Here is a 15,851-nt window from a genome sequence, read left to right on the forward strand (position 1 = left end):
CTCTGGTTCGAGGCGTCCACAGGCCGTCGTGCCGCCAGGCGGCCGCGGTAACGGGCGATCCTTGGTACAGAGTTTTTGTCTGCCCGCAGCGTAAATACGCCCCAGGGCTAGCGCATCTCCGGGACTCGATGGGTGGCGAGCAATAGCGCACTGGCAGCGGGAGACGGGCCTGGCATGACATGTTGCGCCAGCGAGATCAGATCGCCCTCCGACTCCGGCGTTGCAGCAACGTCGCCATCATGGCGCGCGGGGTCGTCTGGATTTGCGCCCTTGTCTCGGTAGGCTGCCGGCGGCATACCGAACTGCTTACGGAACTCGCGGCCCAGATGCGAGGCGTCAGCGAAGCCGCAACTGAACGCGATGTCTGCAACCCCGCGGTCTGAACTTGTCAGTAGCCAGGCGGCTGTGCGTAGCCTGATCTGCTTGGCAAATGTCTGCGGGCTCTTGCCTGTTTCGGCTTTGAACAGTCGTTCAAGCTGCCGAGCTGACAGGTCAAGCTTGCGGGCGAGTTCCTCCAATGGCAATGCGCGGCCAATGTGCTGTTCCATCAGAAGGATGGCGCGCTTGACCTTTGGATGTGTTGCGGGTTCGAGGCCTGTCGGTTGCGGCTGTGGCGCATTGCCCTTTTGCATTTCGCCCACAAGCAGTATCCGCAGGGCCTTTTGCACGGTCGCGTGATCGAAGTGGCGCAGCAGGATTGCCGCGGCGACGTCGATCGACGCCCGTCCACCGGAACATGTGATCCGCCGTCTGTCGATCACGAATAGCCGGTCCGCAATCAGAAGATTCGGGTCGGCCGATGGAAATCGGTCGATGAAATCCCAGTAATGGAACCAGCTTACGCACGTGCGATGTCCGTCGAGCACGCCCGCGCGCATCAGCGAAAACACGCCGGTGCAGATACCGACGAGTGTTGCGCCGGAGCCGGCCGCATGCTGGATGAACTCCAGCGTTTTCTGACTGGCCTGCGGTCCTGAGTGCAGCAGCCCTCCCACGACGACGATGTAGTCGAAAGGCTCGGCCTCGTCGAAGGTTTCCCACGGCGTGACCTGGATCCCGCAACTCGCCCGCACGGGGGAAAGCGTTTCCCCGATCACACTCCACGCGCAACGCACTGGTTTGCTGTAGTCGCCGTCATCTGCGGACAGGCGCAGCATGTCGACGAACCCTGAGAACGCGGTCAGCGTGAAGTTCGGCAGCAGCACGATGCCAAACCGGATGCGTTTGGGTGCCGGTTCGGAGAGGGGCGAAGCCTGCACGTCAGAGTTCATCACCGCAAGTCAAGTTGGCGACTCCCGGCACGGCGGTCGTTGGTGCAGCGCACACCACAACCGCAGGAGGAAGCAGCGTTGTGAAGCTTCAATGGGCTCAGCGTCGCTCATTTGCCGCACGCGGACTTGTCGATTTCCGCCACAAATCATCGTCAAAGCGCCCGCTGCCGACATGCCGGATGCAGTTGGCGGCGGCATCCCATGCCAATGCCGTTTTTGTTCTATCGATCCACTTCGACCTTTGCTGTACTGACGTCCAACGTCATTCAACGCGACTACCCGCAAAGGCGACCAGATGAACGTCAGCGTCTTCGATTTATTCAAGATCGGCATCGGGCCGTCAAGCTCGCATACGGTCGGGCCCATGATTGCCGCGTGCCGCTTCGCCTCGCATATTGAAGACACCAACCTGCTGGCGTTCGTCAAGCACGTGCGGGTGGAACTGTACGGGTCGCTTGGTGCGACCGGCAAGGGTCACGGCACCGACAAGGCCGTGCTGCTGGGGTTGGAGGGCAACCTGCCGGACCTGATTGACCCTGACCTGATCGAGTCGCGCCTTGCCGCAATCCGGGCGGCCAAGTCGCTGTCGCTGCTTGGCAGGCACGCCATCCGTTTCGACGAGAAAGAGCACATCGGCTTCTATCGAAAGTTGATGAGCGGCACCAGCATCGTGCACCCGAACGGCATGCGCTTTCAGGCGTTCGACGACAACGGCCAGCTGCTGGTCGAGAAGGAGTATTACTCGGTCGGCGGCGGCTTTGTCGTGAACCGCGATGGCGATCGCGTGAACGGTGTGCGTGCGACGGCCGAGATGCCATATCCATTCCGCACTGGCGACGACCTGATGCGGCAGTGCCGCCTGCACGGTCTGTCAATTGCTGAACTGATGTTCCGCAATGAATGCACGTTGCGCTCTCCTGACGAGGTTCGTGCCGGCCTGCTGACCATCTGGCGCACGATGGCAGCGTGCGTGGAGCGCGGTTGCGGGGCCAAAGGCGAGCTTCCCGGCCCGATGCGCGTGAAGCGCCGTGCGGCTGAGCTGAATACACGTCTGCGCTCGCGATCGGAAGAGTCGCTGCGCGACCCGCTCTCGATGCTCGACTGGGTCAACCTGTACGCGATGGCCGTCAACGAGGAGAACGCAGCGGGCGGGCGCGTCGTCACCGCGCCGACCAATGGCGCCGCCGGCGTCATCCCCGCCGTCCTCCACTACTACGTGAAGTTCGTGCCGGGCTCGAACGACAACGGCATCGTCGAATTCCTGCTGACCGCTGCGGCGATCGGAATCATCTACAAAGAGACCGCGTCGATCTCCGGCGCAGAAGTCGGCTGCCAGGGCGAGGTGGGCGTGGCCTGCTCGATGGCGGCGGCCGCGCTTGCTGCGGTGATGGGCGGTACACGCGATCAGGTTGAGAACGCTGCCGAAATCGGCATGGAACACAACCTCGGTATGACCTGTGACCCGGTCGGAGGGTTGGTGCAGATCCCGTGTATCGAGCGTAATGCGATGGGCGCGATCAAGGCTCTCAACGCCTCTCGCATGGCGCTCAAGGGCGACGGCCAGCATTACGTGTCACTCGACTCCGTCATCAAGACGATGCGTGAGACCGGTGCCGATATGAAAACGAAATACAAAGAAACGTCGCGCGGCGGTTTGGCTGTGAACGTTATCGAATGCTAACGAAGAGGTCTATTCAAAATGAGCCGCTACTCGATATTCAGCCTGTTCCGAAATGGCCTCTCGTATCACGAGAACTGGGAGCGGCAGTGGAAGAGTCCGGAACCGAAGCGCGAGTACGACGTTGTGATCGTCGGCGGCGGTGGACATGGTCTTGCCACTGCCTACTACCTAGCCAAGGAGCACGGTATTACCAATGTCGCGGTGCTGGAAAAAGGCTGGATCGGTGGCGGCAACACAGCCCGCAACACGACCATCGTGCGCTCGAACTACCTGTGGGACGAATCGGCCGCGCTCTATGAAAAGGCGATGAAGCTGTGGGAAGGGCTGTCGCAAGACCTGAACTACAACGTGATGTTCAGCCAGCGAGGCGTGATGAACCTCGCCCACACGCTGCAGGACGTGCGCGATACCGAGCGTCGCGTCAATGCAAACCGGCTCAACGGCGTTGACGCCGAGTTTCTGACACCCGCCCAGATCAAGGAAATCGAGCCGACGATCAATCTGAACGCGCGCTACCCGGTGCTGGGTGCCTCGTTCCAGCGCCGTGGCGGTGTCGCGCGGCATGACGCGGTGGCGTGGGGTTTTGCGCGTGGCGCAGATCGGGCCGGCATCGACATCATCCAGAACTGCCAGGTGACGGGCATTCGGCGTGAAGGCGGTGCGGTGGTTGGCGTGGAGACCGTGAAGGGCTTTATCAAGGCCAAAAAGGTGGCCGTGGTTGCCGCTGGTAACACGACCACGCTGGCCGACATGGCCGGCATCCGCCTGCCGCTGGAGAGCCATCCGCTGCAGGCGCTGGTGTCGGAGCCGATCAAGCCGGTGGTCAATACGGTCGTGATGTCGAATGCCGTGCATGCCTACATCAGCCAGTCCGACAAGGGCGATCTCGTGATCGGCGCCGGTATCGACCAATACACCGGCTTTGGGCAGCGTGGCAGCTTCCATGTCATCGAGAGTACGTTGCAGGCCATTGTCGAGATGTTCCCGGTGTTCTCGCGCGTGCGCATGAACCGTCAGTGGGGCGGCATTGTCGATGTGTCCCCTGACGCCTGCCCAATCATCGGCAAGACCGATGTGAAGGGCCTGTACTTCAACTGCGGGTGGGGCACGGGCGGCTTCAAGGCGACACCGGGTTCAGGCTGGGTATTCGCACACACCATCGCGCGCGATGAGCCGCACCCATTGAACGCTCCGTTTGCGCTCGATCGCTTTTACACGGGCCACCTGATCGACGAGCATGGCGCTGCCGCCGTCGCCCATTGATTGCCATCACGACGAGAAAAAACCATGCTGCTGATCGAATGTCCGTGGTGCGGGCCGCGCGCCGAATCCGAGTTCTCGTGCGGGGGCGAGGCTGATATCGCACGTCCACTCGAACCCGAAAATTTGACTGACCGCGAATGGGGCGACTACCTGTTCATGCGTGAGAACCCGCGTGGCGTTGCGCGCGAACAATGGCTGCACACCCAGGGCTGCCGCCGCTGGTTCAAGGTCGCTCGCGATACCGTCTCATACGACATCAAGGGCTACGAAAAATTTGTGGGTGCCCAGCCTGGCCAGGCTGGCAGTCAACCCGATGTCAACGCAAAGCAAGAAGGGGCGAGCAAATGAGCCAGAAAGACCGTCTCGGTACGGGGGGCCGTATCAACCGTGCGATTCCGCTGACATTCACGTTCAACGGCCGTACGTATCAGGGGTTCCAGGGCGACACGCTCGCGTCGGCGCTGCTGGCGAATGGCGTGCATTTTGTGGCGCGCAGCTTCAAGTACCACCGCCCGCGCGGGATCATGACCGCAGGCGTGGAAGAGCCGAACGCAGTGGTGCAGCTTGAGTCCGGCCCCTACAGCGTGCCGAACGCGCGCGCGACGGAGGTCGAGCTGTATCAAGGACTCATTGCCAGCAGCGTCAACGCGGAGCCCTCGCTGGAAAACGACCGCTATGCGATCAATCAGAAGTTTTCGCGCTTTCTGCCGGCCGGGTTCTACTACAAGACGTTCATGTGGCCGCGCAAGATGTGGCCGAAGTACGAAGAGAAGATTCGCGGGGCGGCTGGTCTGGGTAAGGCGCCTGATATGCGCGATGCCGATCGCTATGACAAGTGCTATGCGCATTGCGACGTGCTGGTGGTGGGCGGCGGCCCAAGCGGCCTGGCTGCTGCATATGCAGCGGCCACGGCCGGCGCGCGCGTAATGCTCGTGGACGATCAGCGCGAGCTGGGCGGGAGCCTGCTCTCGTGTCGCGCAGAGATCGACGGCAAGCCCGCTCTGCAATGGGTGGAGAAGATCGAGGCCGAGCTGCGCAAACTGCCCGATGTGACCATCCTGAAACGCAGCACGGCGTTCGGGTATCAGGACCACAATCTCCTGACGGTGACGCAGCGCCTGACCGATCACCTGCCGATTTCGATGCGCAAGGGCACGCGCGAGCTGCTGTGGAAGGTTCGCGCCAAGCGCGTCATCCTGGCGACCGGCACGCACGAGCGTCCGCTCGTGTTCGGTAACAACGATCTTCCAGGCGTGATGATCGCCGGGGCTGTTTCCTCATACATCCATCGCTATGGTGTGTTGCCCGGTCGGGAAGCCGTTGTGTTCACAAACAACGATCGCGCATATCAAACCGCGCTGGATCTGAAGGCGTGCGGCGCGAAGGTCACGGTGGTGGATTCGCGAGCATCTTCGGAGGGGGCACTGCCGGCCGCAGCGAAACGGCAAGGCGTGGTTGTGATGAACGGCGCTGTCGTCACCACGGCCTCCGGCAAGTGGCGCGTATCGTCGGTCGATGTTGTCTCGTACTCAAACACGAGCGGTGGCGTTGTCATGGCTGCCCCGGCGCAGATGCGCGTGTCGGCGGCCGACGTGGCGGCTTACAACGGCGGCAAAGTCGGCGAGAAGATCAAAACGCTGCCCTGCGATATTGTCGCGACGTCGGGTGGCTTCAGTCCTGTATTGCACCTCTTCGCCCAATCGGGCGGAAAGGCGCAGTGGGACGATGGGAAGGCGTGTTTCGTACCCGGCAAGCCCATGCAAGCCGAAGTGAGCGTGGGCGCTGCGGCTGGAAAGTTCACGCTTGCAGAGGCCCTGAAGCTTGCCGTGGACGCAGGCGCCGAGGCGGCAAAGATTGCCGGGTTCACGGCTGCGCAGCGCCCTGTTGCACCCAAGGTGACCGACGTGAAGGAGAGCCCGCTCCAACCACTGTGGCTCATCGGGGATACCAACTCTGCAACACGTGGGCCGAAGCAGTTCGTCGATTTCCAGAACGACGTTGCGGTGACCGACATCCTGCTTGCCGCGCGCGAGGGCTTCGAATCGGTCGAGCACGTCAAACGCTATACAGCCATGGGCTTCGGCACCGATCAGGGCAAGCTCGGCAACATCAACGGGATGGCGATTCTCGCGCAGGCGCTGGGTAAGACGATCCCGGAAACCGGCACGACCACGTTCCGGCCCAACTACACACCGGTGTCGTTTGGCACGTTCGCCGGGCGCGAGTTGGGTAACTTTCTCGACCCCGTCCGCAAGACCTGCATTCACGAATGGCATACCGAGCACGGTGCGCTGTTTGAAGACGTCGGCAACTGGAAGCGCCCCTGGTACTTCCCGAAGAAGGGCGAAGACCTGCACGCGGCTGTCAAGCGGGAATGCCTCGCGGTGCGCAACAGCGTTGGCATTCTGGATGCGTCCACCCTTGGCAAGATCGACATCCAGGGGCCGGATGCTGTGAAGCTTCTCAACTGGATGTACACCAACCCGTGGGGCAAGCTCGAAGTGGGGAAGTGCCGCTATGGGTTGATGCTCGACGAGAACGGCATGGTGTTCGACGACGGTGTGACCGTACGCCTGGCCGATCAGCATTTCATGATGACCACCACCACCGGTGGCGCGGCTCGCGTACTCACCTGGCTTGAGCGCTGGCTTCAAACGGAATGGCCCGACATGCGGGTGCGGCTCGCGTCCGTCACCGATCACTGGGCGACGTTCGCGGTGGTTGGCCCGAACAGCCGCAAGGTGGTGCAAAAGGTCTGCCAGGACATCGACTTCGGCAACGAGGCATTCCCGTTCATGAGCTACCGGAACGGCACCGTGGCGGGCGCCCGGGCGCGCGTGATGCGGATCAGCTTCTCGGGCGAACTGGCCTACGAAGTGAACGTGCCGGCCAATGCGGGCCGCGCTGTGTGGGAAGCACTGATGGCGGCGGGTGCCGAGTTCGACATCACGCCATACGGCACCGAAACCATGCACGTGCTGCGCGCCGAGAAGGGCTACATCATCGTCGGCCAGGACACGGATGGATCCATCACGCCGTACGACTTGGGCATGGGCGGTATGGTCGCCAAGACGAAGGACTGCCTCGGCAAGCGGTCGCTTGCGCGCGCCGATACCGCCAAGGAGGGCCGCAAGCAGTTTGTCGGCCTGCTGACCGACGACGCTCAGTTTGTGCTGCCCGAAGGGGCGCAGATTGTCGCCAACGGCACGCAGGTGTCTGCGCTGGAACCGACACCGATGATCGGCCACGTGACTTCGAGCTACTACAGCCCGATCCTGAACCGTTCGATTGCGCTGGCGGTGGTCAAGGGTGGCCTGAACAAGATGGGCGAAAGCGTGGTGATTCCGCTGGCCAATGGCAAGCGCGTCACCGCGAAGGTTTCCAGCCCGGTTTTCTACGATACGGAAGGGGTGCGCCAACATGTGGAATGAATCCAGAACTGAAGCGCAGATGAGCAACATGGCGAGCGCACGACTTGAATCGCCGTTTATTGGCGCGGCCGACCTGCTGAAGACCCGCCAAAACCGTGCACCCGAAAAGTTTGCGTTCCGCGAGCGGCCCTTTCTCGATCTGGTCAACGTGCGCGGCGATCTGAACGATCCGGCGTTCGTTGCCGCGTTCCAGGGGGTGGTGGGTTGCCGGCCCCCGGCCGACCCCAATACGGTGGCGCGCAGCACGGAGTACGACGTGCTATGGCTTGGCCCCGACGAATGGCTTGTGCGCTCGATCGGGCCGGTACAGGCGGGGGTGCTGGAGGCAAAGCTGGCCGAGGCCGTGCGGGGCTCGTACGCTGCGGCCGTGGATGTCGGCAGCGGCTACACCGTGGTCGAGATCAGCGGCCTGTGCGTGCGGGATGTCCTGGCCCGCGGTTGCCCGCTCGACCTGCATCCGCGCGTATTCAAGCCCGGGCAGTGTGCACAGTCGCATTACTTCAAGGCGTCGATCGTGCTGGTTCCGACCGGCAATGATGTGTATGAGATCGTCGTCCGGCGTAGTTTTGCCGACTACTTCGTGCGCATCATGCTCGACGCGGCCGCGCCATTGACGTCATGAAGCCCATCGACACCGCCTTTAGCGAATCGCTTGCCGCGGTCGATGTACCGCTCCTGCCTGGCCGGGGCTGGAGCGTGTTTGTCGATGCATTGACCGTGCCCGTCAGGATCGGGATTCATCCACACGAACACGAGGCCCCGCAGCCTGTCGTGATCGACGCGCGTCTTGGCTACGGTTGCGAGCCGAGCGAAGAGAGCGACTGGATCAACTACGAAAGCTACTGCGCACGCGTAACGGCGTACCTCTCGAGCAAGCCGCACACACGGCTTCTAGAGACGCTAGCGGCCGAGCTTGCCGACCTCTCTTTCCGTGAGTGGCCGGCGCTCGGTACGCTGACCCTTGCAGTGCATAAGCCGAAGATCCGGCCGGGTACGCAACGCGTTGGCGTGGCGCTCGAATGGACACGCGCCGACTATCTGCGGCGCGGCGGACGGGCCGTCTGATCCCCTGCGTGGTGCAGATGGCGGCGGCGTTCAAGCCCATGTCGCGTTTAGCATCAAGCGTTCCCGCCCCGGAGACTACTCTCGTAAACAGCCGCTGCTGTCTTTGCTGATGGGCATGGCTGCGGCGCGATTCCACAATACGAGGAGGAAATCCAATGAAAAAAATCGCACTGGGCTCAGCGCTGGGTTCCGGTATTGCATTGATGTTTTCCGCGCCGGTCTTCGCACAAAGCAGCGTGACGCTCTACGGCGTGATCGACGAAGGCATCAACTACACCAACAATGTTGGTGGAAAGAATCTGGTTGAAATGGCCAGCGGCTTTGCGCAAGGCAGCCGCTGGGGGCTGAAGGGTTCCGAGGATCTTGGTGGTGGCACCAAGGCACTGTTCCAGCTTGAAGGCGGGTTCAACGTGGATACCGGCCGAGCCGGGCAAGGCGGATTGCTCTTCGGGCGCCAGGCATACGTTGGGCTCTCCGACAATCGGTTCGGCACCGTCACGCTTGGGCGGCAGTATGACTCGGTGATCGACTATCTGTCGCCCACCACGGCCGCCGGGAACTGGGGTGGCACCATGTTCGGCCACCCGTACGACAACGACAACTTCATCTATTCGTTCCGCGTCAACAACACCGTGAAATACACGAGCCCGGTCCTGTCCGGGTTCCAGTTTGGTGGCACCTACAGCTTTAGCGACGATACGAGCTTCGCGAAGAATCGCCAGTACAGCGCCGGGATGCAATACACAAACGGCGGGTTGCTGCTGGCGGCCGCGTACCTGCAGGCTGACAACCCGTCATCCACGGCAGGCGGTGCCATCAACAACGGCGGCGATCAGAACTTCCTCGCCAACCGTCTGCGCATCTTCGGTGCCGGTATCAACTACACGTTTGGCGCAGCGACGGCGGGCTTGGCCTATTCCAATTCGAATCTGAGCCAGCCGCAATCGACCGAGTACATTTCCGGGTCGATCCTGCCGGCGAGCGGGACGTTGAGTTCGCTGCGCTTCCAGAACATCGAGGCGAACTTCAAATACCAGTTCACGCCCGCGTTCTATGCCGGTGCGCTGTATACGCTCACCTTGGAGAACTTCCATGCCTCGTCCGGCGATGCCAAGCCGAAGGTGCATGCCTTCGGGGTGATGGCCGACTACAACTTCTCCAAGCGCACGGACATCTACTTCCAGGCTGCTTATGCGCGTGTTGCCGGCGGCAAGACCGGGACGGCACTGGATCTGGCGGATCTGCCTGGGGCAGCAAACGCCTCGTCCACGGCAAATCAATTCCAGGCCCGCATCGCGCTTCGCCACAAGTTCTGATACCGCGCAGCAGGCAGGTCGCCCGGCCCTTGCGTATGACGCAGGGGCCGGGTTTTTATTTATGAGATGTTGTCTGCCGCGGTGGAGTACGTTGCAGTTTCAGCAGCTGTTCCCTCTGAGGCCAAGGTTTCCAGCGCCACGCCACGGGTCTCGATACCAAGTGCCCACACCGCCAGCGCCGCAGCTGCAAACGACAGCGCGCCCAGCGTAAACACCCCGGCTTGGCCGAACACGGGCAGCACAACCCCGACCGCGTAAGGTCCGATCAAGGAGCCGACCCGGCCGATGGCCGATGCGAAGCCGGAGCCCGTTGCACGCGCGCCCGTTCCGTATTGTTCGGGCGTGTAGGTGTACAGCACTGCCCACATGCCGAACAGGAAGAACTGCATGGCCAGGCCAGTGCAGACGAGCAGCGTGACGCTGTTACCGTACAGCGCGCTTTGGCCGTACAGATAGGCCATGGCACCACCACCCAGCAGCGACGCAATGCAGGTCGGCTTACGTCCCCAGCGTTCAACCAACCAGGCGGCACATAGAAACCCGGGCACACCGCCCAGGGAGATCAGCACCGTGTAGTACACCGATTGCGTGACCGCAAAACCCGCCTGCTGCAGTAACGCACCCAGCCACGACGTCAAACCGTAGAAGCCCAGGAGCGCGAAGAACCACAAGAGCCAGACCATCGTCGTGCGGCGGCGGTATGCGGCGCTCCAGATTTCTCGCAATGAGCTGTGCTGGCGCACCGGCTGAGCCGCGGGACGCTGAACGATCGGGGGCAGCGTGGTGATGTTCATCGAGCGCATCACCTTGGCTTCGATGCCACGCATGACCGTGTCGGCTTGCGCGTTGCGGCCCACGTGTTCCAGCCAGCGCGGCGACTCCGGCACCGCGCGGCGCACGATCAGCACGAAGACGGCCGGAACCGCGAGCAGCGCAAACACGGCCCGCCAACCGAACTGCGGCAGCACGAAGTACGACACGATGCCCGCGGTGATGAACCCCAGCGGCCAGAAGCCGTCCATCAGCGCGATCAGGCGCCCGCGGTTTGCTGCGGGCACGAACTCGGAGAGCAGCGTCTGCGCCACGGGAAACTCCATGCCCATGCCGATGCCCAGCAGCACGCGCCAAGCGATCAACGCCTCAACGCTCTGCGCGGTCGAGCACAGATATGACGCGACGCCCCACAACACCATGCTCCACTGGAACACCGGCCGGCGCCCGAATCGATCTGCCAGCAGCCCGGCAACCGCCGCGCCGATCACCATCCCAAAGAAGCTTGAGCTGGCGACCAGGCCCGCCGTGGCGGTCGATAGCCCGAACTCCTTTTTGATGGAGCCGAGCACGAAGGTCATCGTGGCCAGATCGACGGAATCAAAGAAGAATGCAATCGCGATGATGATGAAGATCCGCTTGTGATAGCCGGAGAACGGCAGGCGTTCGAGCCGCGCTGCGGCGTTCGCCTGTGGAAATACGGGGAAAGTGGTTGGCATGGCGTCCTCATAAAGAACGAGCCCTGTTGGAGGTTGTTGGAGGGCCCGGATCTTCAGTAGACGCGGTTATCCATGACCGCTCTGGCAGGAAAACGTCGCCAGCCTGCGCAAATCCGCCATGGCAGCTGTGGCATTGCGTTGCGATGTCGGCGTGAGCCAAGCACGCGTCGTGTTTTGCACATCGATACCCGGGTCCGCGCCGCTACTCTCGAAGACGCTACCGCGCTGGTCGCACGGGTCAGCGAGGCAGCCACGAATCAACAGGACATGGAGACAAGGCGATGAGCAACAACCGAGGTGTCGTATATCTTGGCCCGGGCAAGGTCGAGGTGCAGAACATCGACTATCCGAAGATGGTCGACCCGAGTGGTCGCGCGATTGGTCACGGGGTGATCCTCAAGGTCGTGAGCACGAATATCTGCGGATCGGATCAGCACATGGTGCGCGGCCGCACAACGGCTCCCGTGGGGCTCGTGCTCGGTCATGAGATCACCGGCGAGGTGGTCGAAATCGGCCGCGACGTCGAGACATTGCAGATTGGCGACCTCGTATCGGTACCGTTCAACGTGGCATGCGGGCGTTGCGCAATGTGCAAGGAGCAACACACCGGCGTCTGCCTCAGCGTCAATCCGGCACGTGCAGGTGGAGCGTACGGCTACGTCGACATGGGCGGATGGATCGGCGGCCAAGCCGAATACGTGCTCGTGCCATATGCGGATTTCAACCTGCTGAAGTTTCCTGATCGCGACCAGGCCATGGCGAAGATCCGCGATCTCACGTGCCTGTCGGACATCTTGCCGACTGGCTACCACGGTGCCGTCACGGCGGGGGTGAAGCCGGGCTCGACGGTCTATATCGCCGGTGCGGGCCCCGTCGGTATGGCTGCTGCTGCGTCGGCGCGTCTGCTTGGCGCAGCATGCACCATCGTTGGCGATATGAATCCGGCACGCCTTGCCCACGCGAAGGCAATGGGCTTTGAAGTGGTCGACCTGTCGAAGGACGCGACGCTTGGCGAGCAGATTGCAGAGATTCTCGGTACGCCCGAAGTCGACTGCGCAGTCGATTGCGTTGGCTTCGAAGCGCACGGTCACGGCTCTGGCCACACGGAGGAAGCGCCGGCAGCGGTGCTGAATTCATTGATGGAAATTACGCGGCCCGCCGGTGCGATCGGAATTCCAGGCCTGTACGTCACCGATGATCCGGGTGCGAAGGATGTGGCTGCCAAGCATGGGGGCCTGAGCATCCGCTTCGGTCTTGGGTGGGCGAAGTCACACTCCTTCCATACCGGCCAGACGCCTGTGCTCAAGTACAACCGCAACTTGATGCAGGCGATTCTGCACAACCGTCTGCCGATCGCAGAGATCGTCAACGTGTCGGTTATCTCACTGGACCAGGCGCCCGAAGGCTACAAGCAATTTGATGGCGGTGCGCCGCGCAAATTTGTCATTGACCCCCATGGGCTGCTTGCGGCTGCGTGATCGATTCTGGGCAAAGAAAAAAGGCGGCCACTTGTGGGCCGCCTTTTTTTTCTGGCGCGAGAGTGCTCTGGTTTTGGCCGCCCCTGCCTTAAGCGGCGTACATCGGGGACGAGGAAAACGCAGACGCTCCAATGGGCGTGGTGGGTCGGGCCAGTGGAGCCGCTTGAGCCCTGCGCTCGCGCGTAGGTGCAACGCCAAACGCGTCGCGGTAGCTCTTGCTGAAATGGCAGGCCGACTGAAAGCCGCACGCCATCGTGATATGCATGATCGACATGTCCGTCTGCAGCAGGAGTTCACGCGCGCGGCGCAGACGCAGTGTGAGGTAGTAGTGTGTCGGGGTCATCCCGAGATGGTCGCGAAACAGCCGTTGCAGCTGGCGTTGCGACATGCTTGCCAGGCGCGCCAGCTCTTCGCGCGAGAGTGGCTCCTCGATGTTGTTCTCCATGAGCGAGATGACTTCGAACAGCGATTTATTGGCCGAGCCGAGCCGCGCCACGAGCGGCATTTTCTGCTGCGCGCCCGTATCCCGCACGTGCTCGACGATGAACTGCTCGGCAATCTGCGTGACACGCGCTGTACCCACGCGTTTGGCAATCAGGTTCAGCATCATGTCGAGCGGCGCCACGCCACCGGTGCATGTGACGCGGTCCCGGTCGATCACAAAGAGTTCCTTGAGGAAGCGCGTCTCTGGAAACTCCTCTTTGAGCGCCGACATGTTCTCCCAATGGATCGCGCACGCATAGCCGGCAAGCAGCCCCGACCGCGCAAGCGCATACGTGCCGGTACACAGGCTTCCCAGGACGATGCCCTCACGTGCGGCGCGGCGCAGCGTGGAGAGGTGCTCGGTGGTCGTAGCGCGTTGAACATCGATACCGCCGCAGACGAAGACGATGTCCGGCCGATCGATGGACGTCATGGGCTGGGTGTCGATCACCAATCCGTTGCTGGCCATGACGGGGCCCCCCTCCGGACTGACAATGGACCAGTGGTACAGCTCTTGGCCACTGAGATAGTTCGCCATGCGCAGCACTTCGATGGCGTTTGTGAACGCGATCATCGTGAAGTTGGGCAGCGGCATGAACGCGAAATGCTGCAGTGACGCAGTTCGGTCGGACGACATGGGGGCGTTCCTTCATTTCCGTTGGCCGTTCGTGCCGGGTTATCCCGATCATCGATTCAGGCTCTATTCGCTATTGATAGTGGGAATGCAACAACCGGGCCATACGGCGAAACCCTACTCATCCGGAGTGTGGAGGCGGGTGACCACGGCGCGCCGCTCCGAATGCGTGATCCGGCGCACTCGCATGACGCGGGCTGCACCGCTGCAGTGCGCACGCGTATTGCAAAGCAGCATGCGTGGGAGCGAGGCGCCTCCGAGCAGCCCCCCGTTTCCGGATTTGTGCAAAACGGACGCGAATGGCGGAAAAGGAAAAGAACGCGTCTGAATTCGCCAATCGACGACGAATCCGGGCGTCAAGAATAGAGCCGTCAACAACGCAATGCCGATCAAGCGAAAGAGCGGGTATAGCGCGCTTCGCAAGCCATCAGGCAGCCTCCCACTCCATTCACGGACGCCCCATGTCGAACACGCAGTCATTCTTCTCGCAATCACTTGCCGAGCGCGACACGCCCATCCGCAGCTCGCTTCTGAAAGAACTTGAGCGCCAGCAATCGCAAGTGGAATTGATTGCATCGGAGAACATCGTGTCGCGCGCCGTGCTCGAAGCACAGGGCTCGGTGTTGACCAACAAATATGCGGAAGGCTATCCGGGCAAGCGCTATTACGGCGGCTGCGAATATGCAGACGAGGTGGAATCGCTCGCGATTGACCGTGTGAAGCAACTCTTCAACGCTGGCTTTGCCAACGTGCAGCCGCATTCGGGCGCCCAGGCAAACGGCTCCGTCATGCTTGCGCTCACCAAGCCGGGCGATACAGTGCTGGGCATGTCGCTTGATGCAGGCGGGCACCTGACGCACGGCGCCAAGCCTGCCTTGTCAGGCAAATGGTTCAACGCAGTGCAGTACGGCGTCAGTCGCGACACGATGCTGATCGACTACGAACAGGTCGAAAAGCTCGCGCACGAGCACAAGCCAAGCCTGATCATCGCTGGGTTTTCTGCGTATCCGCGCAAACTCGATTTCGCCCGGTTCCGCGCAATCGCCGACAGCGTTGGCGCGAAGCTGATGGTCGACATGGCGCACATTGCCGGCGTGATTGCGGCGGGCCGCCACGATAATCCAGTCGACCATGCGCACGTCGTCACGTCGACCACGCACAAGACGCTGCGTGGGCCCCGCGGCGGCTTCGTGCTCACCAACGATGAAGAGATCGCCAAGAAGATCAACTCCGCCGTGTTCCCGGGCCTGCAGGGCGGCCCGTTGATGCACGTGATTGCGGGCAAGGCCGTTGCGTTTGGCGAGGCGCTCAAGCCCGAGTTCAAAACCTACATCGATAGCGTGCTGGCCAACGCCAAGGCGCTGGGTGAAGTGCTCAAGGCCGGCGGCGTTGATCTGGTCACCGGTGGCACCGATAACCATCTGCTGCTTGTTGACCTGCGGCCCAAGGGGCTCAAGGGTACGCAGGTGGAGCAGGCGCTCGAGCGCGCCGGTATCACCTGCAACAAGAACGGCATTCCCTTCGATACCGAGAAACCGACCATCACATCGGGCATCCGTCTCGGTACGCCCGCCGCCACCACGCGTGGTTTCGGGGTGAGCGAGTTCGAGCAGATCGGCCGGTTGATCCTGGAGGTCTTCGAGGCATTGCGCGCCAATCCGGACGGCGACAAGGGCACCGAGCAGCGTGTGCGCCGCGAGATCTTCGCGCTGTGCGATCGCTTTCCGATCTACTGAGCT

Annotated in this window: 12 protein-coding genes; 9 read left to right on the forward strand and 3 right to left on the reverse strand. The window is 62.1% G+C overall.

The genetic code is table 11. From position 1 onward, the window contains the following. Positions 1-107 precede the first annotated feature (107 nt). Entirely contained in the window at positions 108-1,271 is a 1,164-nt protein-coding gene (locus NG898_RS20410) for a GlxA family transcriptional regulator (RefSeq protein WP_252694128.1), read from the reverse strand. Between the two features lie 295 nt (positions 1,272-1,566). Between NG898_RS20410 and NG898_RS20415 the strand changes: the two genes are divergently transcribed. The 7 genes from NG898_RS20415 (at position 1,567) to NG898_RS20445 (ending at position 10,027) form a co-directional block, all read left to right on the forward strand. Continuing rightward, positions 1,567-2,952 (forward strand): L-serine ammonia-lyase, encoded by a 1,386-nt coding sequence (locus NG898_RS20415; protein ID WP_252694130.1) that lies wholly within the window; start codon positions 1,567-1,569, stop codon positions 2,950-2,952. Between the two features lie 18 nt (positions 2,953-2,970). After that, entirely contained in the window at positions 2,971-4,215 is a 1,245-nt protein-coding gene (locus NG898_RS20420; RefSeq protein WP_092976916.1) for a sarcosine oxidase subunit beta family protein, read from the forward strand. A 24-nt stretch (positions 4,216-4,239) separates the two neighbouring features. Further along, positions 4,240-4,563 carry a sarcosine oxidase subunit delta gene (locus NG898_RS20425; RefSeq protein ID WP_092976919.1) on the forward strand — a complete coding sequence of 108 codons (324 nt, stop codon included), beginning with the start codon at positions 4,240-4,242 and terminating at the stop codon, positions 4,561-4,563. Further along, a complete protein-coding gene (locus NG898_RS20430) occupies positions 4,560-7,646 on the forward strand; it encodes a 2Fe-2S iron-sulfur cluster-binding protein (RefSeq protein ID WP_252694131.1) in 3,087 nt (1,028 codons plus the stop codon). Before NG898_RS20425 ends, NG898_RS20430 begins: the two co-directional genes overlap by 4 nt. After that, positions 7,636-8,268, forward strand: coding sequence for a sarcosine oxidase subunit gamma (locus NG898_RS20435; protein ID WP_252694132.1), 633 nt, complete (start codon positions 7,636-7,638; stop codon positions 8,266-8,268). The genes NG898_RS20430 and NG898_RS20435 overlap by 11 nt, the downstream gene beginning before the upstream one ends. Beyond that, on the forward strand, positions 8,265-8,711 hold the full coding sequence (locus NG898_RS20440; RefSeq protein WP_252694134.1) for a dihydroneopterin aldolase: 447 nt from the start codon (positions 8,265-8,267) through the stop codon (positions 8,709-8,711). The genes NG898_RS20435 and NG898_RS20440 overlap by 4 nt, the downstream gene beginning before the upstream one ends. A gap of 155 nt (positions 8,712-8,866) precedes the next feature. After that, on the forward strand, positions 8,867-10,027 hold the full coding sequence (locus tag NG898_RS20445; protein WP_289813070.1) for a porin: 1,161 nt from the start codon (positions 8,867-8,869) through the stop codon (positions 10,025-10,027). 59 nt (positions 10,028-10,086) lie between these two features. Here the strand turns inward: NG898_RS20445 and NG898_RS20450 are convergent, their stop codons facing one another. Next, on the reverse strand, positions 10,087-11,517 hold the full coding sequence (locus tag NG898_RS20450; RefSeq protein ID WP_252694135.1) for an MFS transporter: 1,431 nt from the start codon (positions 11,515-11,517) through the stop codon (positions 10,087-10,089). A 281-nt stretch (positions 11,518-11,798) separates the two neighbouring features. Between NG898_RS20450 and fdhA the strand changes: the two genes are divergently transcribed. Further along, positions 11,799-12,995, forward strand: coding sequence for a formaldehyde dehydrogenase, glutathione-independent (fdhA, locus tag NG898_RS20455; RefSeq protein ID WP_252694136.1), 1,197 nt, complete (start codon positions 11,799-11,801; stop codon positions 12,993-12,995). An 88-nt stretch (positions 12,996-13,083) separates the two neighbouring features. Here fdhA and NG898_RS20460 read toward each other — a convergent pair whose 3' ends face one another. Further along, positions 13,084-14,115: a GlxA family transcriptional regulator gene (locus tag NG898_RS20460; RefSeq protein ID WP_092976939.1), complete on the reverse strand. Its 1,032-nt coding sequence runs from the start codon at positions 14,113-14,115 to the stop codon at positions 13,084-13,086. Positions 14,116-14,573: 458 nt separating this feature from the next. Between NG898_RS20460 and NG898_RS20465 the strand changes: the two genes are divergently transcribed. Then, complete coding sequence (locus NG898_RS20465) at positions 14,574-15,848, forward strand: serine hydroxymethyltransferase (protein ID WP_252694137.1); 1,275 nt, start codon at positions 14,574-14,576, stop codon at positions 15,846-15,848. The last annotated feature ends 3 nt before the right edge of the window (positions 15,849-15,851 follow it).

It is taken from the genome of Ralstonia mojiangensis, assembly GCF_023955645.1.
GTDB classification, from domain to species: domain Bacteria; phylum Pseudomonadota; class Gammaproteobacteria; order Burkholderiales; family Burkholderiaceae; genus Ralstonia; species Ralstonia mojiangensis.